Origin of the sequence: Celeribacter sp. HF31, from assembly GCF_011806455.1 — a bacterium.
GTDB lineage: Bacteria > Pseudomonadota > Alphaproteobacteria > Rhodobacterales > Rhodobacteraceae > Celeribacter.
Genome location: NZ_JAATOT010000006.1, coordinates 40,793 through 62,052 on the forward strand (window position 1 = coordinate 40,793; position 21,260 = coordinate 62,052).

Below are 21,260 nucleotides of genomic sequence, written 5' to 3' on the forward strand. Positions count from 1 at the left end.
GGTGAAAACCAATCCGGGACGTTTTTTCGAGGATTATAACATCGGGCAGGTGATCGAGCACGCCGTGCCGCGCACCGTGTCGGGCGGCGAACGCGCGCTCTATCATGCGCTCTATCCGGCGCGGCATGCGCTGTATTCCTCCGACGAGTTTGCCGAAAGCTGCGGGTTGGAGAAAAGCCCGCTGGACGATCTGATCGCCTTTCATGTGGTCTTTGGCAAAACCGTCCCGGATATTTCGCTCAACGCGGTGGCGAACCTTGGCTATGCCGAAGGGCGCTGGCTGAAGCCGGTCTATCCGGGCGATACGCTGCGCTCGGTCTCCGAGGTGATCGGGCTGAAGCAGAACTCCAATGGCAAATCGGGCGTGGTCTATGTGCGCACGACTGGCCTCAATCAATTCGACGAACCTGTGTTGGAATATGTCCGCTGGGTCATGGTGCGCAAAGGCGATCTGGATGCGCCTGCGCCCGAGACGGTGATCCCGGAGCTGACCAAGGTGGTGGCGCCTGCGGATCTGGTGATTCCGGAGGGGCTGGATTTCCTGAAATACAACTTCACGCTGGCTGGCGAAGCGCATCGGTTTGGCGATTATGAGATCGGCGAAAAGATCGACCATGTGGACGGGGTGACCATCGAGGAAGCCGAGCACATGATGGCGACCCGGCTCTGGCAGAACACCGCGAAGGTGCATTTTGATGCGACCAATCGCGAGGACGGCAAGCGTTTGATCTATGGCGGGCATGTGATTTCCATGGCGCGGGCCTTGTCGTTCAATGGCTTGGCCAATGCTCAGATGATCGTCGGCCTCAACGGCGGTGCGCATGCCAATCCGTGTTTCACCGGCGACACCGTGCGGGCTTATACCGAGGTGCTCGACAAGGCGGAAACTGAGGCTCCGGGTGTCGGGGCGCTGCGGCTGCGGCTCGTGGCCTATAAACATGGCGCACCGGAGTTTGCCTATAAGACCGAGGAGGGGAAATATCACCCCGATGTCTTGTTGGATCTGGATTACTGGGCCGTCGTGCCCCAGTGAGTCTGGTGTGAGCCTTTCGAGGCTGAATTTGTGATCGCAAAAAGGGGCTGCGCAGGACCGCGTGGCCCCTTTTTCGTGAAATTCTTAATCTGAAGCTCTGAAAATCCTTATAAAAACCCTAGGAAAGCGTCTCGTGTCCAATTTTGTGATCACTGAATGTTTCTTGTGATCACAGAATGCGTTTTCCTGCACGTCAAGCTGGATAAACCGACCTTGTTAGCGCTCACAGGTGGTGACTCCAGAGCAGAAACGTATATTACGAAAAGCAACTTCAACGCATCAATCGTGAAAGGACGCCACCATGGCTGATGTGAATCGCGGCAACCGACCGCTCTCTCCCTTCATGATCGGACCCTATTATCGACCGCAAATGACGTCGATCTCCTCGATCATGGTCCGTATCACCGGCATTGCATCGCTGGGCTCCGTCTTCCTCGCGATCTGCTGGTTCCTCGCAGCCGCAAGCTCCGAGACGGCTTTCAATTTCTTCAACGGTCTCTACGGCAGCTGGATCGGCAACATCGTGATGCTCGCCGCGGCCTGGGCGATCTGGTACCACATGCTGGGCCGGGTGCGTCATGTGATCTGGGACTTCGGCTACTGCCTGGATGTCGAGACCTCCGAGAAAATGGGCTGGGGCATGTTCATCGGGGCGACCGTCCTGACCGTGCTGACCGCTCTTGTGTTTCTGATTTTCTGAGGGGATCGCCATGAACTTTCTCACTGACCGCAAACGTGCGACAGGTCTGGGCTCCGGGCATACCGGTGCGCAACATCACTGGCTGACCATCGCGACGTCCCTGTCGCTTGTCATTCTCGTGCCGCTCTTCGTCTTCACCTTCGGCTATGCCGTGGGGCATTCTTTTGAAGACGTGCTGGCCTTCTACGGCAATCCTTTCGTGGCGATCATCACGGCGCTCTGCCTCGTGGGTGGCATCATCCACCTCAAGACCGAAGTGGACGAGGCCGTCGAAGATTACGTGGGCGGCCTCAAGCGCAAGCTGACGCTGATCGCTGTGGCGGGCTTTTGCTACACGCTGATGGCGGCCGGCCTCTTCGCCCTTTTGAAACTCGCCATTCAGTGATGCGCGGCAAGGAATAAAGACAATGACAGCAGCATATGAATATGAAACCCACGAATACGACGTGGTCGTCGTTGGCGCCGGTGGTTCTGGTCTGCGTGCGACGCTCGGTATGGCTGAGCAAGGTCTGCGCACGGCCTGTGTGACCAAGGTCTTCCCGACCCGTTCGCACACCGTCGCGGCTCAGGGCGGCATCGCGGCCTCTCTTTCGAACATGGGGCCGGACAACTGGCAGTGGCACATGTATGACACTGTCAAGGGCTCCGACTGGCTTGGCGACACCGACGCGATGGAATACCTCGCCCGTGAAGCGCCCAAGGCGGTGTACGAGTTGGAACACTACGGTGTGCCGTTCTCGCGCACCGAAGAAGGCAAGATTTACCAGCGTCCCTTTGGCGGTCACACCACCGAATTCGGTGAAGGCCCGCCGGTGCAGCGCACCTGTGCCGCCGCTGACCGCACCGGCCACGCGATCCTGCACACGCTTTACGGCCAGTCCGTGAAGAACAACGCGGAATTCTACATCGAATATTTCGCCATCGACCTGATCATGTCCGACGACGGTCAGTGTCAGGGCGTGCTCTGCTGGAAACTCGATGACGGCACCTTCCACCTCTTCTCCGCGAAGATGGTTGTGCTGGCGACGGGGGGCTATGGCCGCGCTTACTTCTCCGCGACGTCTGCCCACACCTGCACCGGCGACGGTGGCGGCATGGTGGCCCGTGCGGGTCTCGCGCTTCAGGATATGGAATTCGTTCAGTTCCACCCGACCGGCATCTACGGCTCTGGCTGTCTGATCACCGAGGGCGCGCGCGGCGAAGGCGGCTACCTGACCAACTCCGAAGGCGAGCGCTTCATGGAGCGTTACGCGCCGACCTACAAAGACCTCGCACCGCGTGACTACGTGTCCCGGTCCATGACGATGGAGATTCGCGAAGGTCGCGGTGTGGGCGAGCACAAAGACCACATTTTCCTGAACCTCAGCCACCTTCCGGCCGAGGCTCTGGCGGAACGTCTTCCGGGCATCTCCGAATCCGCGAAAATCTTCGCAGGTGTGGATGTGACCAAAGAGCCGATCCCGGTTCTGCCGACCGTGCACTACAACATGGGCGGTATTCCGACCAACTATCACGGCGAAGTTCTGAACCCGCAGGCAGACAATCCGACCGCTGTCGTTCCGGGTTTGATGGCCGTGGGCGAGGCGGGCTGTGCCTCCGTGCATGGGGCGAACCGTCTGGGCTCCAACTCCTTGATCGACCTCGTGGTCTTTGGCCGCGCCGCCGCGATCCGCGCCGGACAGGTTGTCGATCCGAAGGCGCCGAACCCGGAGCTGAACATGGCGTCCGTGCAAAAGGCCTTTGATCGTTTCGACACGATCCGTTACGCCAAAGGCGCGATTCCGACCGCCGAACTGCGTCTCGAGATGCAGCGCACGATGCAGGCCGACGCCGCCGTGTTCCGCACCGACAAGACGCTGAAAGAAGGCGTCGAGAAGATGACCGCTGTGGCCGGCAAAATGGGCGACGTCTCTGTCACCGATCGCAGCCTCGTGTGGAACTCCGATCTGATGGAAACGCTGGAGCTCACCAACCTGATGCCCAACGCCTTGGCCACCATCCACGGTGCAGAGGCGCGCAAGGAATCCCGTGGTGCGCATGCCCATGAGGATTACCCGGAGCGTGACGATGCGAATTGGCGCATCCACACGATTTCCCGCGTCGAAGGCAATGAGGTTGAGCTCAGCTACCGTCCGATCATCGAGGACCCGCTGACGACCGAAGCCGAAGGCGGCATCAGCCTCGCCAAGATCGCGCCGAAAGCGCGGACCTTCTAAGGCAAAACCAACATGGTCGCCCCGCATTTCGGGGCGGCCCTCCCTTTTCAACCGGACCTGCAAGATGTCGCTGAAACTGTTTTGGTGGAAATCGCAACCGAACTTTGGAGATCGCATCTCCAAGGATATCGTTGCCTATGTTTCCGGCCAGACAGTCGAGTGGGCAGGACCGGAAGAGGCCGAGATGATTGGCGTTGGCTCGATCATGTACGCGGCCCGACAAAGCTTTAAACGCGGCAATAAGGTCAGCCCCTGGCTCTGGGGCACCGGCGCGATGAAGCCGCTGCCGACCGATTTCATCGACCACATCCAGATCGCGGCGTTGCGCGGACCGATCACCCGCGAAATTCTTGGGGTCAAGACCGAGGTCTTCGGCGATCCGGGGCTTTTGATGCCGCTGGTTCTGGGCGGAGCGGTCGAGAAAACCGGCAAGATCGGGGTTATTCCCCATATTTCGCAGGCCGACGAGACGGCTGCGGCGCTGGCGGGGCTTGGCGATAAGCTCGAGATCATCGATCCGCGCGGCGAGAACCACCTCGATGTGGTGCGCCAGATCGCGGGCTGCGACGTGGTGTTTTCCTCAAGCCTGCACGGGCTGATCATCGCGGATGCCTTTGGCGTGCCCAATGTCTGGCTCGATCCCGATGGCAACCACCCCTTTGCGCGGCTGAAATTCTACGATTACGCGGCGGGGATCGGGCGTGTCATGCCCTTGCCAATCTCCGTGCGCCAGATCGAAGCGACGCTAGATGCGGGCATCGCGCAGGTCGACTATGGCGAGAACGTGCGTCAGGCGCAGCAGCGCTTGATGGAGGCCTTCCCGGCTGCGTTCAAGGCCAAGACCGCCCCGAAAGCCGAGGTGGCGGCATGAGTGTGATCGACCACAAAACCGGCGCTGCACGACCGTTGATCCTTCAGATCGGATTCAACCGCTGTGGCACGCTGAGCTTTCATCGGCTGATGGAAGACAATGGCATTCCGGCGCTGCATTGGCAGGAGCCGGAGGGCCGCAATGTCGCGCAGGTGATGGTGAGCAATCTGGCGATGGGCCGCAAACCGTTTGACGGGTTTGAGGGCGTGCGGGCCTTTTCCGACATTGCCTTTCTCAACGGTCAAATGATGATCGACGGCGCGCGGCTTTTCCGCAGCCTCCATGCGGCCTACCCGGACGCCTATTTCTTTTTCAACACGCGGGATAAATCCGATTGGATCGCCTCGCGTGCGGCGCATGCCAATGGCACCTTCCTCAAACGGTTCTGCAAAATGTCGGGCCTTGATGAGGCTGGCGCGAAAGCGGCCTGGGGTGAGATGTTCGACCGCCACACGGCAGAGGTGCAAAGCTATTTCGCGATGGCAGATGCCCGGTTCCTGCAATTCGATCTGGACCGCGATGCGCCGTCGAAAATCGCCGACTGGCTTTCGCCGGATTTCGCAGTGGATGCGTCGCTTTGGGGCCATTACAACCGCAAATCCCAGCCGCGGGCGCTGCGGGCTGAGACGAACAAGGAGGCGCTCGGATGATCCGCCTCGGTTTCAAAACGCCTTTCGCAGGGGGGATCGCCGGGATGATGCTTTTGGCTCTCTCCGGCTGCATCGAGTCCTCCGCTTTGGTCGAGGACACCACGCGCTCGGCGGCCAAATCGGTGGTCAAAACCGTGATCAACGACAAGTTCCCCGGCGTGAATGCCGATGTCTATGTCGACTGCATCATGGACAATGCAGAGATGGATCAGCTTGTCTCGCTCGCTCAGGCGGCGGTGGTGGGCGTCGATCAAAGCACGGTGCAGATCGTGACCGACATCGCCCGCGAACCCGAAACGCTCAGATGTATCGCCCAGGGTGCTCTGGGTGTGCCGAGCGGATAGGGGGCGCGATGACAGATTATTTTCGCCGGATGTCAGACCGAGGCCAGATGGCCCAAGCCGCATCCAAGTCAGATATGAAACACAACTCTCTGCCGGCACGTCCGGCGTCAAACTAGGGGAACAGGCCATGGTTCAGTTTAACCTTCCCAAGAACTCCAAAATCGTGACGGGCAAGACCTGGCCGAAGCCCGAGGGCGCGACCAATGTCCGCAAATTCCAGATCTACCGCTGGAATCCCGATGACGAGAAAAACCCGTCGGTGGACACCTATTTCATCGACATGGACAAATGCGGTCCGATGGTTCTCGACGCGCTGATCAAGATCAAGAACGAGATCGACCCGACGTTGACCTTCCGTCGTTCGTGCCGCGAGGGCATCTGTGGCTCCTGCGCGATGAACATCGATGGGATCAACACGCTCGCCTGCATCTACGGTCTCGACGAGATCAAGGGCGACGTGCGCATCTTCCCGCTGCCGCACATGCCGGTGGTGAAAGACCTCATTCCCGATCTGACCCACTTCTACGCCCAGCATGCGTCGATCATGCCGTGGCTTGAGACCAAGACCAACCGTCCTGAGAAGGAATGGCGTCAGTCCATCGAGGATCGCAAGAAACTCGACGGTCTCTATGAGTGCGTGATGTGCGCTTCTTGCTCGACCTCTTGCCCGAGCTACTGGTGGAACGGCGACGAATACCTTGGACCGGCAGCTCTGCTGCACGCCTACCGCTGGATCATCGACTCGCGCGATGAGGCCACCGGCGAGCGTCTCGACTACCTCGAAGACAGCTTTAAACTCTATCGCTGCCACACCATCATGAACTGTGCGAAAACCTGCCCCAAGGGTCTGAACCCGGCGGCGGCGATTGCGCATATCAAGAAGATGATGCTCGAACGCACCCACTAAGCGGTTTCGACAAAAACGTGAAATGCCCCGCTTCGGTGGGGTTTTTCTTTTGCGCTTCTCCCCCTTGCCTCATGCGTCACGCCCGCCCATCCTGCGCGGAGTTGTTTGAGGAGTTCCCCCATGCGCAAATCCATTGGCGCCCGTTTCCTGATCGTCGGCCTGCTGACGCTTTTGATGTTCATTCCGCTGTTCTTCGTCTCGGACATCGTGCAGAGCCGTAAGACTTATTCGCAAAGCACCCTGCGTGAGGTGGGCCGCGAATGGGGCGGGGATCAGGTGATCGCAGGCCCGATGCTTGTGATCCCGGTCGAGGAAACCGTGGACCGCACCGAACGCGAAGCGGTGATCAACCCGGACACGGGCGAGGTCGTTCTGGACGCCGATGGGTCTCCGCGCCAGCGCCGGGTGACGCGCAAGGTGACCGTGAGCCGCGATCCGATCTATGTCTATCCGGGGCGCTTCGATGTGGATATCGACACGCAAACGCAAATTCGCCATCGCGGTATCTTTTCGGTGCCGGTCTATCAGGCGGGGATCGACATGGGGTTCGATTTCCCCTGGGACCAGATCGACGCGCAGGCCGTGAATGACGAGGTGATCCTCTGGGATCGGGCCGAGCTGATCCTGTCGCTGTCTTCCAACGCCGCGCTGCGCGGGCAGGCGGTGTTGACCGTCGATGGCGCCGAAGTGCCGCTTGAACCGATTGCCTCGGCCGACGATGCCGCCGGTATCATGGCGGCTTTGGGCGATCCGCGTGGCAAGAGTGACTATGCGCTGACGCTCGGCGCCAATGGCGCGCAGTCCTTTCAGATCGCGCCGGTCGGACGTCAGACGGCTGTGACCATCAGGTCCGACTGGCCGCACCCGAGTTTCCGGGGCGCCTTCCTGCCGGACGGTTCGGAGATTTCCGAAGAGGGCTTCTCCGCCACCTGGACCATCCCGCATCTGGCCCGCACCCTGCCGCAGATGACCCGCGAGAATTACACCCGGACCCTGCGCTACAATATGGCCTTCGGGGTCGATTTCATCGAGCCGAATGACTTTTATCAAAAGTCCTTCCGTGCGGCGAATTATTCGATCCTTTTCATCGCGCTGACCTTTCTCACCGTTTTGCTGGTGGAAAAAGGTGCCGAACGCCCGGCCCACCCGGTGCAATATATCCTGATCGGTCTGGCGCAATCGATTTTCGTCCTCTTGATGGTGGCCTATTCCGAACAGATCGGCTTTGGCCCCGCCTATGCGCTCTCTGCCGGGGCGACCATTGCGCTTTTGACCTTCTTTGGCGCTGTGGGGCTGAAACTCGGACGGCGCACGGCGGTTCTGGGCGTCATGCTTTTGGTGCTTTATGGCGTGCTCTATCTGATCCTGCGCTCTGCGGATTATGCATTGCTTGCGGGGGCGTCCCTGTCCTTTGTGGCTCTGGCCGCGACCATGTTCTTTACCCGCAACGAGGATTGGTACGGGCCGGAGGGCAGCGGCTTGTTCGCGCGTAAACGCAAGGAGCCTGCGCCCAAAACAACGTCGTAACATATCCGTGGTTTTCCATTCGGCAAGACACGGCGTATGAGGGGGCATGGTCATTTTCATCCCCCTCATCCTCATCGCGCTCTACGTGGGCATGTATGTCTTGCGCACGGATCGCACGTCGGATTGCCGCTGGCGTCAGACCGGCAAGGATGCGGAGGGCATCACCTTTCGCTGTCAGGTCTGTGGCGCAGAGGCCCGCACCGTGAAGGGCGAGCCGACACATTGCGGGGCCAAGCCCAACACGTAAAGACCCCAACACGCATGGCGCTGCATTGCAGCATGCGCATGGCGACTATGCGACATTAGGGGGCTGTCTTTCGCGGCGTCGCAGCATACCTCAGTGCACAAGGGAGACAACTACACCTCCACGGAGTTTATGACATGACCCTGCACGATGTTGCACTGAACGACAAAGCCAAAGACGCCGCGATGAAAGTGTCCGAATGGCTCGAATACTACGCCCCGGCCACCCCGGCGGTGAAAACCAGCGAACAGGTTGTTCCGGGCAAACTCGATGTGCTCGATCAAATGTACGCCTACTACGAATAAGGCCTCCCGCCTTCGTAGACTGAAAAGCCCCGGCAGAGCGGGGCTTTGTCATGTTAAAGCGTTTTTCGTTTAATCTGAATGAGATTGAGCGAAAAACGTTGCCACACTGAATTGATAGTGCTGCGTTTCTCAATAATTGAGTGCTTCAAGTTTCTTGAGAAACGCTTTAGCAGTAGCGTTCGACGCCGAGGATTTGCTGATCGGCATAGCGATCCCCCGCCGCCCAACCTGCTGGCAAAATCTGTTCGATCTCCCAAAGATCGTCCTCCGACAGGCCGATCTCGCCCGCGTGGGCCCAATCGGCGAGGTGTTCTTTGGTGCGCGTTCCGGGAATCGGGATCAGGTGATCGCCTTGGTGCAGCACCCAAGCGAGCGCCAGTGCCGGGGTCGAGACGCCTTTCTTCTCGGCATAGGCTTGGAACGCGTGGATGTAGTCCAGGTTTTCCAGCCAGTTCTGCCCCATGAAACGCGGGTTCACTTTGCGGAAATCATTGTCGGAAAACTGCGCGGGGTCGAGATCGGCCACGCCAAGCGCGCCACGGGCCACCGGAGAGAAGGGGATGAAAGCGATCCCCAGCTCTTCGCAGGTCTGGATCACGCCCAGCTCCGGCTGTCGGGTCCAAAGCGAATATTCGTTCTGCACCGCCGTCACGGGCACGACCTTGTGCGCACGCCGGATCGTCGAAGGCGCCACTTCGGACAGGCCCCAGGCGTCGATCAGACCCTCTTCAATGAGCTTGCCCATGGTCTCGGCGACCCTCTCCACCGGCAACTCTTGTTGCCGACGGTGGATGTAATAAAGCTCGACCTTGTCGCGGTTTAGCTTTTTCAGTGAGCCTTCCAGCTCAGAGCGGATGTAATCTTCCTCATTGTTAAAGCTGCGCTCCGGGCCCATGACGATGCCGCACTTGGTGGCCAGCGTCACATCGGCCCCGCTTTCCTTGAGGTATTGACCGACAAGCTTTTCAGACCGCCCCATGCCGTAGATGTTCGCGGTGTCCCAAAAGTCGATCCCGGCGGCTTCGACGGCGGCGAGGGTTTCGAGAGAGGTGTCGTCATCGGCGGCACCGAAGAACCCGGCGAAGCTCATGCAGCCAAAGCCGATGGCGCTCACCAGAGGTCCGTTTGTGCCAAGTTGGCGTTTGGGCATTCTCATGCGAAAGCGGCCTCCAATGCGATCTCGACCATATCGCCAAAACTCTTTTCCCGCTGGTCGGAGGGCAGCGCCTCATGCGTCAGAAGGTGATCGGAAACGGTCATCACGCCCAGTGCCCGCACGCCATGCCGCGCGGCGACGGTGTAAAGCTCGGCGGCTTCCATTTCGACGCCGAGGATGCCGTGACGGATCATCACCTCATCGAGATCAGGACGTTCGGCATAGAAAATGTCCGACGAATAGATGTTGCCGACATGGACGCCGGTGTCTTTCTGACGCGCGGCGGCGACAGCGGCCTCCAACAGGCCGTAATCGGCACAGGGCGCGTAGTTAATCTCCTTGAAGAACCCGGCCGACGGCGTTGTGCCCATCGTGGTGGCGGTCATGGCGATCACCACGTCACGCACTTTGATATGATGCTGCATCGCGCCGCAGGACCCGATGCGGATGAGGGTCTTGGCGCCATATTCGGTGATCAGCTCATTGGCATAGATCGAGATCGACGGCATGCCCATGCCGGAGCCGTGGATGGTCACGGGATGGCCCTTATAGGTGCCGGTAAAGCCCAGCATGCCCCGCACCTCGTTTACCAGTTTGATGTCGTCGAGATAGGTCTCGGCGGCCCATTTCGCGCGGTAGGGATCGCCCGGCATCAGGACGGTTTCGGCAATCTCGCCGGGCTTTGCGGCAATATGGGGGGTCGGCATATCCATGCTCCTCGTGCTATCGGTCTTTGGGCCACAGTAAGACAGCCGGGGACAGGATTGTATAGAATGCAGCGCAGGATTTTTTCGCGCACCGCCATGATGGTTTCTGCGGTGCTCCTCGCAGGGCCTGAAAGCGTGATGGCCGAGGAGCCGGAAGAGTTGGAAATGGTCAAGACGATCTTCGCCGAGATCCAACCGCTCTCGTTCCAGAAAAAGCGCGAATACTGCGGGTTGATCGGGCGGGATGCCGACGGAAAGCTGATCGCCAGCCCTGCGAAAAAGGGCTCCATCGACGGTTGCACCCCGCGCGACACAGAGGAGATGGAGGTGGTCATCGCCTCCTATCACACCCACGGCAGTTTTATGCGCGGCTACGTGTCGGAGGTGCCGTCGGTCAACGACATGGAGGCCGACGAGAGCGATGGCATCGACGGCTGGGTCGCCACGCCGGGAGGGCGGCTTTGGTATGTCGACAGTTCGGAGATGGTGATTTCTCAGGTCTGCGGGCTGGGCTGCCTTCCGGTCGATGCACGGTTCGAGCCGCATGACAGCGGGCCCGTCGCAGAAAGCTATTCCTACGACGAGTTGGTCACGTTTTTCGAAGAGTAGGCCTTACTCCGCCGCCTCTTTGCTCGGGTCCACGAGTGCCACGATGTCGAACATGATGCGGTTCAGCTCGAAATCTTTCGGCGTGTAGACGCGGGCCACACCGATGGAGCGCAGGTGCTCGGCGTCCTCTTCCGGGATGATGCCGCCGGCGACCACCGGAATATGGCTCAGACCGGCCTCTTTCATCTGCCGCATCAGCTCCTCGATCAGCGGAATATGCGAGCCTGACAGAATCGACAGCCCCACCACATGGGCGTCATCGGCCTTGGCCGCGGCGACGATTTCCGCAGGGGTCAGGCGGATGCCCTCATAGGCGATCTCCATGCCGCAATCGCGGGCGCGGGCGGCAATCTGTTCGGCGCCGTTGGAGTGACCGTCGAGGCCGGGTTTGCCGACGAGGAACTTGAGCTTGCGTCCCAAGGAGGCGGACACACGGGCGACCTCTTCGCGAATTTCATCCAGCCCCTCGGTGCGGTTCGACGGGTTGGCGGACACGCCCGTGGGCCCGCGATACTGACCGAAAGCGGCCCGCACCACATCGCCCCATTCGCCCGTCGTCGCGCCCGCTTTTGCCGCCTTGATTGAGGCGGGCATGACGTTGACGCCGCTGGCCGCTGCCTCGCGTAGCTCTTTGAGGGCGGCCTGAACGGCGGGCTCATCGCGACTCTCGCGCCACGCGTCGAGACGCGCGATCTGATCGGCCTCGGCTTCGGGGTCGGCCTTCATGATGCCACCGTCGCCTGCCGTGAGTGGCGAGGGCTCGCCGGTGGTCCATTTGTTCACGCCGACGACCACGGTTTCGCCCGCCTCGATCTTGGCGATCCGTTCTGCATTGGCCTCCACAAGGCGCGATTTCATATACTCAATCGACTCGATCGCGCCGCCCATGCCGTCGAGTGTCTCAAGCTCGGCCCGCGCGCCCTCTTTCAGAGCGGCCACTTTGCGTTCCACGGCGGGGTTGTTGTCGAAGAGGTCCTCATATTCCAAGAGGTCCGTCTCATAGGCGAAAATCTGTTGCATGCGCAGCGACCATTGCTGATCGAAGGGACGCGGCAGACCAAGCGCCTCGTTCCATGCCGGAAGCTGCACCGCGCGGGCACGGGCGTTTTTGCTGAGCGTCACGGCGAGCATTTCGATCAGAATGCGGTAGACGTTGTTTTCCGGCTGCTGCTCCGTGAGGCCCAGAGAGTTGACCTGAACCCCATAGCGGAAGCGGCGGAATTTCGGGTCCTCGACGCCGTAACGTTCGCGGGTGATCTCATCCCACAGCTCGACAAAGGCGCGCATCTTGCACATCTCGGTGACGAACCGGATGCCTGCGTTCACGAAAAACGAAATCCGTCCAACCATATTGGGGAAGGCCTCTGCGGGCACTTTCTCTTTCAGGTCGTCCAGCACGGCGATGGCGGTGGCCAGCGCAAAGGCCAGCTCCTGCTCGGGCGTCGCGCCGGCCTCCTGCAGGTGGTAGGAACAGACGTTCATCGGGTTCCATTTCGGCAGATGCTCGCGGGTGTAAGCGGCGACATCGGTGATCATCCGCAACGACGGGCGGGGCGGGCAAACATACGTTCCGCGCGACAGATACTCTTTGATGATGTCGTTCTGCACCGTGCCTTGCAGTTTGGAAATATCCGCGCCTTGTTCCTCGGCGACGGCAATATAAAGCGCCAAGAGCCAAGGTGCCGTGGCGTTGATCGTCATGGAGGTGTTCATTTGTTCGAGCGGGATCTCGTCAAAGAGCATGCGCATGTCGCCCAGATGCGCGACCGGCACGCCGACCTTGCCGACCTCGCCCTTCGCCAGCTCATGATCGCTGTCGTACCCCGTTTGTGTGGGCAGGTCGAAGGCGACGGACAGGCCGGTCTGCCCCTTGGACAGGTTGGTGCGATAGAGCGCGTTGGAAGCCTTTGCGGTCGAGTGCCCCGCGTAGGTACGGAACAGCCAGGGACGATCTTTGGTGATCCCGGTTTTATCTTCACTCATCGCAAACCTCCCAATATTGCGTTGCAACATTATTTCTCAGAGTGCGTTATGCTTGAAATATTGTGCCATTGTCAATTCGCCGCAACGCGGCAGAGGTGGAAAAATCTGTGACGTCAGGGAATTTTGCATCGGCGAGACGCGGAATCCCTTTGTTTTATAAGGATGTCAGATAAGTTTCTGCATTCGCTCGGTTATAAAATTACAAAAATAGACTTATCAACATTGCATAATTACTTTGTGAAGCGTATCACCATGGCATACCCCGCGATTCTGCATCGCGGCACGACAAGGCTCACAGCGCTCTCCCGTGACGGCACGGAGAGGCAAAGAGACGGAAAGATTTGGAGGAGAAACATGGCGCTCGACACGAACCAGCCGGCCTACGAGGCCGAAGAGAAAGACCTCTACGAGATCGGGGAAATCCCGCCGATGGGCTATGTGCCTGAAAAGATGTACGCTTGGGCGATCCGTCGCGAGCGTCATGGCGAACCCGAGACCTCGTTCCAAAGTGAAGTCGTCGAGACGCCGAAGCTCGACAGTCACGAGGTTCTGGTGCTCGTGATGGCCGCGGGCGTGAACTACAATGGCATCTGGGCAGGTCTCGGCGTGCCGATCTCTCCTTTTGATGGACATGGCGCCGAGTATCACATCGCGGGTTCCGACGCCTCCGGCATCGTTTGGGCGGTGGGTGATCGGGTGAAAACCTGGAAAGTCGGCGACGAGGTCGTGATCCACTGTAACCAGGACGATGGCGATGACGAGGAATGCAACGGCGGCGATCCGATGTATTCGCCCTCGCAGCGCATCTGGGGCTATGAGACGCCGGACGGCTCTTTCGCGCAGTTCACCCGCGTGCAGGCGCAACAGCTTCTGCCGCGTCCCAAACATCTGAGCTGGGAAGAGAGTGCCTGCTACACGCTGACGCTGGCGACCGCCTATCGCATGCTCTTCGGCCACCATCCGCATGAGTTGAAACCGGGTCAGAACGTTCTGGTCTGGGGCGCGTCGGGCGGTCTCGGGTCCTTCGCGATCCAACTGGCCAATGCGGCGGGTGCGAATGCGATCGGGGTGATCTCCGACGAGGATAAACGCGATTTCGTCATGGGCCTGGGTTCCAAAGGTGTGATCAACCGCAAGGACTTCGATTGCTGGGGCCAATTGCCCACGGTGAACACGCCGGAATACGCCGCATGGTTCAAAGAGGCGCGCAAGTTTGGCGCTGCGATCTGGGCCATCACCGGCAAGGGCAACAACGTCGACATCGTCTTCGAACATCCGGGCGAAGCAACCTTCCCGGTCTCGACGCTGGTCTGTAAAAAAGGCGGTATGGTCGTGATTTGCGCGGGCACCTCCGGCTTCAACTGTACCTTCGACGTGCGCTACATGTGGATGCATCAAAAGCGTTTGCAGGGCTCGCACTTCGCGCATCTGAAGCAAGCGGCGGCGGCAAACAAGCTGATGATCGAACGTCGGATCGATCCGTGCATGTCCGAAGTCTTCCCTTGGGATGAAATCCCGGCGGCACATACGAAGATGCTGAAGAATCAGCACAAGCCGGGGAACATGGCCGTTCTGGTTCAGGCTCCGAAAACCGGGCTTCACACTTTGGAAGATGTGTTGGAAGCCGGAAAATAAGTCGCTTTTTCGACCATTGTTGCTTGGTCTCGAGCCCGCCCCTTAACCATGGGGCGGGTTTTTTCTGTGCTGTTGAATTTATGCAACTATAGGTTGTTCTGGAACCGAGGGCCGCTGTTGCGTCCTGCAAAGCCTCAAAATGTCTCTAAGTTCCTTGGATGGGATGCCGCAAGCCTGTGAAAATTAACGGAATATTTTATTTCAGCATATTACGTAAACCTACCTCGCTATTTTTGGGGAGGGTAAAACCGCGAATTTCAGAGTGCGAAAGAGATGTCTAAAGTTGAAATTGCACCCAAGCGACAACCGGAAAGAGGGTTTACATGCGCAACGATTGGATTCTTGATGTACTGACGGATTTGCGGACATTCGCGGATCAGAACGGATTGAAGGCAAGCGCCGAACATTTGGCCGACACCTGTCTGGTGGTTGCGGCCGAGTTGTCGAACAGGCCTTCTGAGGCGTTGTCGGAACAGGCGGGGGTGCATGACGACAGGGTTGCAAGACTTTCTGGAGGATATTCAGCGAGTTGAGAATTTCGAAGAGTTTCAGGACGCAACTGTCAAGCTGCGTGATCTCTTAGGCATTGCACATGTTGTTTACCATTGGGTGAACAGCGTCGGAGAACGATTTGGCGCAGGGACCTATTCATCGGAATGGGTCGATCGCTATCTTGAAAAAGATTACCTGCGCATGGATCCCGTCATCTTTGGCTGTTTCCAAAGGTTTACCCCTGTGTCGTGGAAACAGTTGGACTGGTCGTCCAAGGCGGCCAAAGCCTTTTTCCTCGATGCGCTGGACTATGGTGTCGGAAATCAGGGCTACACGATCCCGATCCGTGGGCCGAACGGGCAGTTCGCCCTGTTTACCCTCAATCACAACACGACAGACGATGCCTGGGACCAGCTGATCGCAAGGAATGAACGCGATCTTGTGGTCGTGGCGCATGAGTTCAACAAGAAAGCCTTGTCCTTCGACACGCAGATCGAAACACAAGTGGCGCCATCGCTGTCGCCCAGGGAGGCCAGCGCCATCACGCATCTCGCCAAAGGCCTGAACCGTGGTCAGGCTGCGGCGGAAATGGGAATTTCCGAACATACGCTGAGGGTTTATATCGAATCCGCGCGTCACAAGCTTGGAGCCATGAACACGACTCACGCTGTGGCGCGGGCGCTGTCGATGGGGCTCATCATCGTCTGAAAGCGACGACTGTTTGCCTGTTCACGCCACGTCCAGTTGCGAAATCTGCCTAAATAATGTGCGCAGAACGGATAGTGAACATTCGCACAGCGCAACGGGCGCAGCTAATAGATGATGGTTAACGTTTCGCCGATAGCGTTCTTCTCAGATGACGGAGACAGGAGCTCAACATGCTGCGCTATATTTACGGAAACGACCTTTGCCACTTCCCCCGCCTGCGCGACACGATGTTTCGTGATCGTGCGGATCAGTTCAAACGCCGCCTCGGATGGGACGTGCATGTGAACGAAGCGGGCGAAGAACGCGACGAATACGATGCGATCAACCCGCTTTATGTGATTTGGGAGAAATCGGACGGCACCCACGGGGGCTCAATGCGGTTTTTGCCCACAACAGGCGACACGATGGTGAACGATCACTTTTCCCACCTCACGGACGGGGTGCGGATCGAAAGCCCGTTCATTTGGGAATGCACCCGCTTTTGTCTGGCCCCCGGTGCGGATCGCCGCGTGACGGCGGCGCTGACGCTGGCGGCGGGGGAGATCATGGAGGAATTTCACCTGAAGCATTTCGTCGGTGTCTTTGACCCACGGATGGAGCGGATCTATTCGCTGATGGGGCTGGTGCCGGATGTGCTTGGTCGTGTCGGCGAGGGGCGTGAGGCCATCGGTGTCGGCCTTTGGGAGATGCATGAGGATGTGTTTGCGCCCACTCTGGAGCGTGCTGGCGTGGATCGCGAGACGTCTAAGCGCTGGTTCCATGACGCGTTCAATCAAAGCTATGTGGAAGAGTTGCAGGCTATCGCCTGACGCTCGACTTGTGCGATGACTCTGGCACATGGTGCGGCGTCCCTGTAGGGTCGCCGCATGACCCAGACCGCGCTTACATTTTCCGAAGATCAGGCCGAAGCCTTCGACGCGATCAGCGCGATGTTGGCGCATGTCGGTGTTGATCTCGAGGACGGCATCATCACGCCGCAAGCCAGCGCAACCAATCAGCTTTGTGCGGTGATCGGCAAGGCAGGATCCGGGAAAACCCTTTTGCTGGCGCAGCTTTACAAGGCGCTGGATGAGGCGGGCGTCGAGATCGTTTCCGGCGATTACGAGAACAAGCGACGCAAAGAGCGGCGCACGCTGGCCATTCTGGCCCCGACGAACAAAGCGGCGTCTGTGCTGCGCAATCGCGGTGTACCCGCGACCACGATCCACCGCATTCTCTACACACCGGTCTATGACCCGGAATACGAGAAAATCGCCGATTGGCTGGCGGGCAATGGCGACCGACCCGATCTCGAAGGGCTTAAGATCGAAGGGCTGACCGAAGACGCGCTCGACAAGGCTTACGCCTTCTACCAAAACAACAAATCCATACCCGGCGCGCTGGCGGCGGCGGGGCTGCGAGGCTCTGATTTCATCACCGGCTGGAAACGGCGCGAAGACCCGCTTGACATCGGATTTGTCGACGAAAGCTCGATGCTCGACAAACGCCAGTTTGAGGATTTGCAGGAGATTTTTCCCACACTCGTGTTGTTCGGCGATCCGGCTCAGTTAGCGCCCGTGAACCAATCCGGCGAGATGGTCTTTGAGACGCTGCCGGAAAAGAAACAGCATATCCTCCATCGCATTCACCGACAGGAAGCGGACAGCCCGATTCTCGATCTCGCCCATGCGCTGGCCGATCCGCAACTGAGTTTCGAGCAGTTCGAGCGGATGATCGAAGAGGCCGCCGCGCGCGACGAACGCGTGGTCTATGCGCAGCGCGTCGAAAGCGATCTGATGGCACGCTCCCCGGTTTTGGTCTGGCGCAACGCGACCCGCATTCGCCTGATCCAGGCGTTTCGGCAGGTGTTTGATGCCCCCACCGATGCGCTCTTGCCCGGCGAGCCATTGATTTGCGACGGCATCGAATTGCCGATGAAACACCGCAAAAAACGCCTCGATCTGGAGGCCCGCGGGCTAATCAAAGGCGCGCAGGTGGTCTACCTCGGGCCGGGGCGCAAACCGGGGTTTTCGCGCCTGCATGTGATGGGGGCGGAGGACCCGAACATCTCGGCGGCCTCGATCGTCAAAATCGAATTTCCTGATGAAGAAGAACCCTTTATCCCCTACGCTGCGCGGATGGGGGCGGCGTTCCTGCATGGCGCGGCTGTGACGATTCACAAGGCGCAGGGCTCGCAATGGGATGATGTTCAGGTCTTTGCCCCCGATCTTTACGCCGCCGCGCGCGCAGGCCGGATGGAGGCGGGGATTCCCCTGTGGAAACGGCTGGCTTATGTGGCAATCACCCGGGCGCAGACGCGGCTCTTGTGGGTGACGCGCGCGCGTTTGGCGAAACCCAGCGGGCCTTTGTCCGTCGCCGATCTGACCGCGAAAGTGGCGGCACCTTTGACGCTGGAAGCCGAGCAGATCGAGAGCGGACTTTAAGTCATCGGCGGATCAGGCGGAACACCTGCGAAGCGCCCCAACCGAAAATCCCGGCAATCGCCAGCGCCATCACCCCGTAGATCAGCGCATTTTGATAAGCCAGATTGTAGAGCCAGCGCTCGATCCCGACCTTTTGCACATTGATCGACGTGCCGTAGCTGTCGATCACTTCACCGTCGCGGATCAGGAAAATCCGCGTCGTATAGGTGCCTTCGACGATGTTTGACGGCAGAGCGATGGAGGTGTCGAACAGCGTGTCCTCGATGAGGGACACCTCGCCCTCACGGGTGCGGTAGAGATCGTCGTTCTCACGCAACCGGATCAGAGCTTCGCGTGCAGGAAGACCGCGCATGCCGGGCAGGATGCGTTTGTCGGCGGTGATCTTCCAAAGGCTGTCGGTCAGCGGCGGCAGGATGTCGTGCAGCGCGCGGGTTGAGGCGACCGTGTAAAACGTCGGCGTGTGACCGATGACTTGTGCCTCGACGTTGATCCAGATGCCGAAACGACGGTCCTTGCGGCGGATGGTTTCGACATGTTCAGGGCCGGAGACCGTGATGATCACATCAAGCGGACTGTTTTCGGGAATCGCGGCCTCGCGCTTGATCGCGCCGAACACGAGGATTTCGGAGCCATCGAAATTGGCATTCACGGAAACCCGCGTCTGGCTCAAAGCGGCGACGACCTGTTCGGCCTGGGCATTCAGAGGCAGGAAGAAAAACGCGAGGAGGGCGATCAGGCGACGCATCATCAAACCCCCAGCGAGTAGAGTTCCTTGGGTGTGATCAAGAGATCGACCCCAAGTTTGAGACAGACCAAGAGGACCAGAAGGGCCAGCATGATGCGGAGTTGCTCGGCCTTGAGGCGCAACCCGATCTGGGTGCCGACCTGGGCGCCGATCACGCCGCCGAAGAGCAACAGGAAAGCCAAAAGCACATCCACCGTGTGGTTCGTGTAGGCGTGCAACATCGTGGTGAACCCGGCGGTGAAAATGATCTGGAACAGCGAGGTGCCGATCACCACCTTGGTGGGCATGCCGAGGATGTAGATCATCGCGGGCACCATGATGAACCCGCCGCCCACGCCCATCACCGCGCCCAACATCCCGACAAACACGCCGACGGCAATGGGCGGAATGGCGGAGATATAAAGACCGGACGCGCGGAATTTCATCTTGAAGGGCAGGGTGTGGACCCAGAGGTGTTTCTTGCGCTCAGGCCGCCCGGCGGGGCGACCGCGGGCGCGTTTGATGGCGCGCAAAGACTCGATCAGCATGAGAAAGCCGATGATGCCGAGGAAGACGACGTAGCAGAGGGTGACGAGGAGATCGACCTGACCCATCGCCTTGAGAATGTTGAAAATCTGGATGCCGATGGCAGAGCCGACAAGGCCGCCGGCCAAAAGCACCATCCCCATTTTCAGATCGACAGTCTTGCGTTTGAGATGCGCGAGCACGCCTGACACAGAGGAGGCGACGATCTGATTGGCGGAGGTGGCGACGGCCACGGCAGGCGGGATGCCGACGAAAAACAGCAAGGGCGTGATCAGGAACCCGCCGCCCACGCCAAACATGCCGGACAGCACACCGACCATGCCGCCAATCCCCAGAAGCGTGAAGGCGTTCACGGAGACTTCTGCAATGGGGAGGAAGATTTGCATGGGCTGTAGCTTTCGCGTGCGTTTCTTTCAGGAATGCAATGATTTGCCAGTGCCGTCAAACATTCTGCCGAAGGCGGCATGAAAAAAGCGGGCGCTGAGGCCCGCTTTCAACATCATTTCAAATCGCCTTAGCGCTCCTTGACGTAGGATTGCCCGCTGGCACGCGGTGGGATCGCCTTGCCAACGAAACCGGCAAGGATGATCACGGTCAAGATGTAGGGCAGGGCCTGCATGAACTGCACCGGGATCACGAAATCACCCAGGGCGATGGATTGGTAGCGGTTGCCGATGGCCTCCAGAAGACCGAACAACAGCGTCGCCCAAAGCGCATACCAAGGCCGCCATTTCGCAAAGATCAGCGCGGCCAGCGCGATATAGCCCCGGCCTGCGGACATATCCTTGACGAAACCCGCAGCCAGAGAGGCCAGATAGGTGCCCGCAAGCCCACAGAGCACGCCAGCGATCACGAGGGCCGCGTAGCGCAGCTTGACCACCGAAATTCCGGCGGTGTCCACGGCGCTGGGGTTTTCGCCCACGGCGCGCAGACGCAGCCCGAAGCGGGACCGGTAGAGCACCCACCAGGACAGCGGCACAGCCAAAAGCGCCAGATAGGTCAGCGCGGTATGGCCGGAAATCAGCTCGTCATAGGCCGGGCCGACCACCGGGATTTTTGCCATGGCGTCGGAGAACGGCAGGTTCCAAGATTCGAAACGCCCGTCGCCCGACAGAGACGGCGTGCGGCCACCCAGTTTGAACCAGCTTTGGCCGATCACCACGGTGAGACCGGCGGCCAGAAAGTTTAGCGCCACACCGGAAATCAGCTGATCGCCTTTGAAGGTGATCGAGGCCAGACCGTGCAACATGGAAAACGCCAGAGACCCGGCGACACCGGCCAAAAGCCCGATCCAGATCGAGCCGGTGACGGCCGCTGCAGCCCCCGCAAGAAAGGCCGCGGCCAGAAGTTTGCCCTCAAGCCCGATATCGACCACGCCCGCGCGTTCGGAAAACAGCCCGGCGAGGCAGGTCAGCAAAAGAGGGGTGGCAAGACGCAGGGCGCTGTCGAGGATCTGGATGATCGTGAGATAGTCCATGTC

23 protein-coding genes are annotated in these 21,260 nt (G+C 59.5%); 17 read left to right on the top strand and 6 right to left on the bottom strand.

The window, feature by feature from the left end; translation table 11 throughout:
- Position 1 precedes the first annotated feature (1 nt).
- From HCZ23_RS13645 to HCZ23_RS13695, 11 genes are all read left to right on the top strand, one after another.
- Positions 2-1,033 (top strand): MaoC family dehydratase, encoded by a 1,032-nt coding sequence (locus HCZ23_RS13645; RefSeq protein WP_167602297.1) that lies wholly within the window; start codon positions 2-4, stop codon positions 1,031-1,033.
- 301 nt (positions 1,034-1,334) lie between these two features.
- Positions 1,335-1,733, top strand: a complete 399-nt coding sequence (gene sdhC / locus HCZ23_RS13650) for a succinate dehydrogenase, cytochrome b556 subunit (protein ID WP_167602298.1) — start codon at positions 1,335-1,337, stop codon at positions 1,731-1,733.
- Positions 1,734-1,743: 10 nt separating this feature from the next.
- Positions 1,744-2,118, top strand: coding sequence for a succinate dehydrogenase, hydrophobic membrane anchor protein (gene sdhD / locus HCZ23_RS13655; RefSeq protein ID WP_167602299.1), 375 nt, complete (start codon positions 1,744-1,746; stop codon positions 2,116-2,118).
- Positions 2,119-2,140: 22 nt separating this feature from the next.
- Complete coding sequence (gene sdhA / locus HCZ23_RS13660) at positions 2,141-3,949, top strand: succinate dehydrogenase flavoprotein subunit (protein ID WP_167602300.1); 1,809 nt, start codon at positions 2,141-2,143, stop codon at positions 3,947-3,949.
- 64 nt (positions 3,950-4,013) lie between these two features.
- On the top strand, positions 4,014-4,820 hold the full coding sequence (locus tag HCZ23_RS13665) for a polysaccharide pyruvyl transferase family protein (RefSeq protein WP_167602301.1): 807 nt from the start codon (positions 4,014-4,016) through the stop codon (positions 4,818-4,820).
- On the top strand, positions 4,817-5,470 hold the full coding sequence (locus HCZ23_RS13670) for a sulfotransferase (RefSeq protein ID WP_167602302.1): 654 nt from the start codon (positions 4,817-4,819) through the stop codon (positions 5,468-5,470). Before HCZ23_RS13665 ends, HCZ23_RS13670 begins: the two co-directional genes overlap by 4 nt.
- The gene (locus HCZ23_RS13675) at positions 5,467-5,814 is read left to right on the top strand and encodes a succinate dehydrogenase (protein ID WP_167602303.1); all 348 of its coding nucleotides are present in this window, start codon (positions 5,467-5,469) and stop codon (positions 5,812-5,814) included. Before HCZ23_RS13670 ends, HCZ23_RS13675 begins: the two co-directional genes overlap by 4 nt.
- A gap of 127 nt (positions 5,815-5,941) precedes the next feature.
- Entirely contained in the window at positions 5,942-6,721 is a 780-nt protein-coding gene (locus HCZ23_RS13680; RefSeq protein WP_167602304.1) for a succinate dehydrogenase iron-sulfur subunit, read from the top strand.
- 120 nt (positions 6,722-6,841) lie between these two features.
- Positions 6,842-8,248 (top strand): cell envelope integrity protein CreD, encoded by a 1,407-nt coding sequence (gene creD / locus HCZ23_RS13685; protein WP_167602305.1) that lies wholly within the window; start codon positions 6,842-6,844, stop codon positions 8,246-8,248.
- A 46-nt stretch (positions 8,249-8,294) separates the two neighbouring features.
- Positions 8,295-8,495, top strand: a complete 201-nt coding sequence (locus HCZ23_RS13690) for a hypothetical protein (protein WP_167602306.1) — start codon at positions 8,295-8,297, stop codon at positions 8,493-8,495.
- A gap of 134 nt (positions 8,496-8,629) precedes the next feature.
- Positions 8,630-8,797 carry a hypothetical protein gene (locus HCZ23_RS13695; RefSeq protein WP_167602307.1) on the top strand — a complete coding sequence of 56 codons (168 nt, stop codon included), beginning with the start codon at positions 8,630-8,632 and terminating at the stop codon, positions 8,795-8,797.
- A gap of 166 nt (positions 8,798-8,963) precedes the next feature.
- On the opposite strand, the gene HCZ23_RS13700 is transcribed toward HCZ23_RS13695, so the two are convergent.
- Both HCZ23_RS13700 and deoD read right to left on the bottom strand, forming a co-directional pair.
- Positions 8,964-9,947, bottom strand: coding sequence for an aldo/keto reductase (locus HCZ23_RS13700; RefSeq protein WP_167602308.1), 984 nt, complete (start codon positions 9,945-9,947; stop codon positions 8,964-8,966).
- 2 nt (positions 9,948-9,949) lie between these two features.
- Positions 9,950-10,660, bottom strand: coding sequence for a purine-nucleoside phosphorylase (gene deoD / locus HCZ23_RS13705; RefSeq protein WP_167602309.1), 711 nt, complete (start codon positions 10,658-10,660; stop codon positions 9,950-9,952).
- Positions 10,661-10,726: 66 nt separating this feature from the next.
- Here deoD and HCZ23_RS13710 point away from each other — a divergent pair, with 66 nt between their 5' ends.
- A complete protein-coding gene (locus HCZ23_RS13710) occupies positions 10,727-11,269 on the top strand; it encodes a DUF4329 domain-containing protein (protein ID WP_254870320.1) in 543 nt (180 codons plus the stop codon).
- A gap of 3 nt (positions 11,270-11,272) precedes the next feature.
- Here the strand turns inward: HCZ23_RS13710 and HCZ23_RS13715 are convergent, their stop codons facing one another.
- Positions 11,273-13,252, bottom strand: a complete 1,980-nt coding sequence (locus tag HCZ23_RS13715; protein WP_167602310.1) for a protein meaA — start codon at positions 13,250-13,252, stop codon at positions 11,273-11,275.
- A 354-nt stretch (positions 13,253-13,606) separates the two neighbouring features.
- On the opposite strand from HCZ23_RS13715, the gene ccrA reads away from it, so the two are divergent.
- The 5 genes from ccrA to HCZ23_RS13740 all read left to right on the top strand — a co-directional run bounded on the left by ccrA (position 13,607) and on the right by HCZ23_RS13740 (position 18,510).
- On the top strand, positions 13,607-14,887 hold the full coding sequence (ccrA, locus tag HCZ23_RS13720; protein ID WP_167602311.1) for a crotonyl-CoA carboxylase/reductase: 1,281 nt from the start codon (positions 13,607-13,609) through the stop codon (positions 14,885-14,887).
- Between the two features lie 323 nt (positions 14,888-15,210).
- Positions 15,211-15,420, top strand: coding sequence for a hypothetical protein (locus HCZ23_RS13725; protein ID WP_167602312.1), 210 nt, complete (start codon positions 15,211-15,213; stop codon positions 15,418-15,420).
- Positions 15,374-16,087 carry a LuxR family transcriptional regulator gene (locus HCZ23_RS13730; RefSeq protein ID WP_167602313.1) on the top strand — a complete coding sequence of 238 codons (714 nt, stop codon included), beginning with the start codon at positions 15,374-15,376 and terminating at the stop codon, positions 16,085-16,087. The genes HCZ23_RS13725 and HCZ23_RS13730 overlap by 47 nt, the downstream gene beginning before the upstream one ends.
- A gap of 170 nt (positions 16,088-16,257) precedes the next feature.
- The gene (locus tag HCZ23_RS13735; protein WP_167602314.1) at positions 16,258-16,896 is read left to right on the top strand and encodes an acyl-homoserine-lactone synthase; all 639 of its coding nucleotides are present in this window, start codon (positions 16,258-16,260) and stop codon (positions 16,894-16,896) included.
- Between the two features lie 57 nt (positions 16,897-16,953).
- Positions 16,954-18,510 carry an ATP-dependent RecD-like DNA helicase gene (locus HCZ23_RS13740; protein ID WP_167602315.1) on the top strand — a complete coding sequence of 519 codons (1,557 nt, stop codon included), beginning with the start codon at positions 16,954-16,956 and terminating at the stop codon, positions 18,508-18,510.
- Position 18,511: 1 nt separating this feature from the next.
- Here HCZ23_RS13740 and HCZ23_RS13745 read toward each other — a convergent pair whose 3' ends face one another.
- From HCZ23_RS13745 to HCZ23_RS13755, 3 genes are all read right to left on the bottom strand, one after another.
- Positions 18,512-19,258 carry a TIGR02186 family protein gene (locus HCZ23_RS13745; RefSeq protein WP_167602316.1) on the bottom strand — a complete coding sequence of 249 codons (747 nt, stop codon included), beginning with the start codon at positions 19,256-19,258 and terminating at the stop codon, positions 18,512-18,514.
- Positions 19,258-20,166: a sulfite exporter TauE/SafE family protein gene (locus tag HCZ23_RS13750; RefSeq protein WP_167602317.1), complete on the bottom strand. Its 909-nt coding sequence runs from the start codon at positions 20,164-20,166 to the stop codon at positions 19,258-19,260. The genes HCZ23_RS13745 and HCZ23_RS13750 overlap by 1 nt, the downstream gene beginning before the upstream one ends.
- 128 nt (positions 20,167-20,294) lie before the next feature.
- Complete coding sequence (locus HCZ23_RS13755) at positions 20,295-21,257, bottom strand: ABC transporter permease (protein WP_167602318.1); 963 nt, start codon at positions 21,255-21,257, stop codon at positions 20,295-20,297.
- Positions 21,258-21,260 lie beyond the last annotated feature (3 nt).

What these genes read in the sequence shown, in the direction of transcription:
- HCZ23_RS13730 (WP_167602313.1), top strand. Translation starts at nt 15,374, where the DNA reads ATGACGACAGGGTTGCAAGACTTTCTGGAGGATATTCAGCGAGTTGAG.
- HCZ23_RS13700 (WP_167602308.1), bottom strand. Translation starts at nt 9,947, where the DNA reads ATGCCCAAACGCCAACTTGGCACAAACGGACCTCTGGTGAGCGCCATC.
- HCZ23_RS13735 (WP_167602314.1), top strand. Translation starts at nt 16,258, where the DNA reads ATGCTGCGCTATATTTACGGAAACGACCTTTGCCACTTCCCCCGCCTG.
- HCZ23_RS13675 (WP_167602303.1), top strand. Translation starts at nt 5,467, where the DNA reads ATGATCCGCCTCGGTTTCAAAACGCCTTTCGCAGGGGGGATCGCCGGG.
- HCZ23_RS13745 (WP_167602316.1), bottom strand. Translation starts at nt 19,258, where the DNA reads ATGATGCGTCGCCTGATCGCCCTCCTCGCGTTTTTCTTCCTGCCTCTG.
- HCZ23_RS13715 (WP_167602310.1), bottom strand. Translation starts at nt 13,252, where the DNA reads ATGAGTGAAGATAAAACCGGGATCACCAAAGATCGTCCCTGGCTGTTC.
- sdhD (WP_167602299.1), top strand. Translation starts at nt 1,744, where the DNA reads ATGAACTTTCTCACTGACCGCAAACGTGCGACAGGTCTGGGCTCCGGG.
- sdhC (WP_167602298.1), top strand. Translation starts at nt 1,335, where the DNA reads ATGGCTGATGTGAATCGCGGCAACCGACCGCTCTCTCCCTTCATGATC.
- HCZ23_RS13690 (WP_167602306.1), top strand. Translation starts at nt 8,295, where the DNA reads ATGGTCATTTTCATCCCCCTCATCCTCATCGCGCTCTACGTGGGCATG.
- deoD (WP_167602309.1), bottom strand. Translation starts at nt 10,660, where the DNA reads ATGCCGACCCCCCATATTGCCGCAAAGCCCGGCGAGATTGCCGAAACC.
- HCZ23_RS13725 (WP_167602312.1), top strand. Translation starts at nt 15,211, where the DNA reads ATGCGCAACGATTGGATTCTTGATGTACTGACGGATTTGCGGACATTC.
- HCZ23_RS13670 (WP_167602302.1), top strand. Translation starts at nt 4,817, where the DNA reads ATGAGTGTGATCGACCACAAAACCGGCGCTGCACGACCGTTGATCCTT.
- creD (WP_167602305.1), top strand. Translation starts at nt 6,842, where the DNA reads ATGCGCAAATCCATTGGCGCCCGTTTCCTGATCGTCGGCCTGCTGACG.
- HCZ23_RS13665 (WP_167602301.1), top strand. Translation starts at nt 4,014, where the DNA reads ATGTCGCTGAAACTGTTTTGGTGGAAATCGCAACCGAACTTTGGAGAT.
- ccrA (WP_167602311.1), top strand. Translation starts at nt 13,607, where the DNA reads ATGGCGCTCGACACGAACCAGCCGGCCTACGAGGCCGAAGAGAAAGAC.
- HCZ23_RS13680 (WP_167602304.1), top strand. Translation starts at nt 5,942, where the DNA reads ATGGTTCAGTTTAACCTTCCCAAGAACTCCAAAATCGTGACGGGCAAG.
- HCZ23_RS13695 (WP_167602307.1), top strand. Translation starts at nt 8,630, where the DNA reads ATGACCCTGCACGATGTTGCACTGAACGACAAAGCCAAAGACGCCGCG.
- HCZ23_RS13710 (WP_254870320.1), top strand. Translation starts at nt 10,727, where the DNA reads ATGCAGCGCAGGATTTTTTCGCGCACCGCCATGATGGTTTCTGCGGTG.
- HCZ23_RS13740 (WP_167602315.1), top strand. Translation starts at nt 16,954, where the DNA reads ATGACCCAGACCGCGCTTACATTTTCCGAAGATCAGGCCGAAGCCTTC.
- sdhA (WP_167602300.1), top strand. Translation starts at nt 2,141, where the DNA reads ATGACAGCAGCATATGAATATGAAACCCACGAATACGACGTGGTCGTC.
- HCZ23_RS13755 (WP_167602318.1), bottom strand. Translation starts at nt 21,257, where the DNA reads ATGGACTATCTCACGATCATCCAGATCCTCGACAGCGCCCTGCGTCTT.
- HCZ23_RS13750 (WP_167602317.1), bottom strand. Translation starts at nt 20,166, where the DNA reads ATGCAAATCTTCCTCCCCATTGCAGAAGTCTCCGTGAACGCCTTCACG.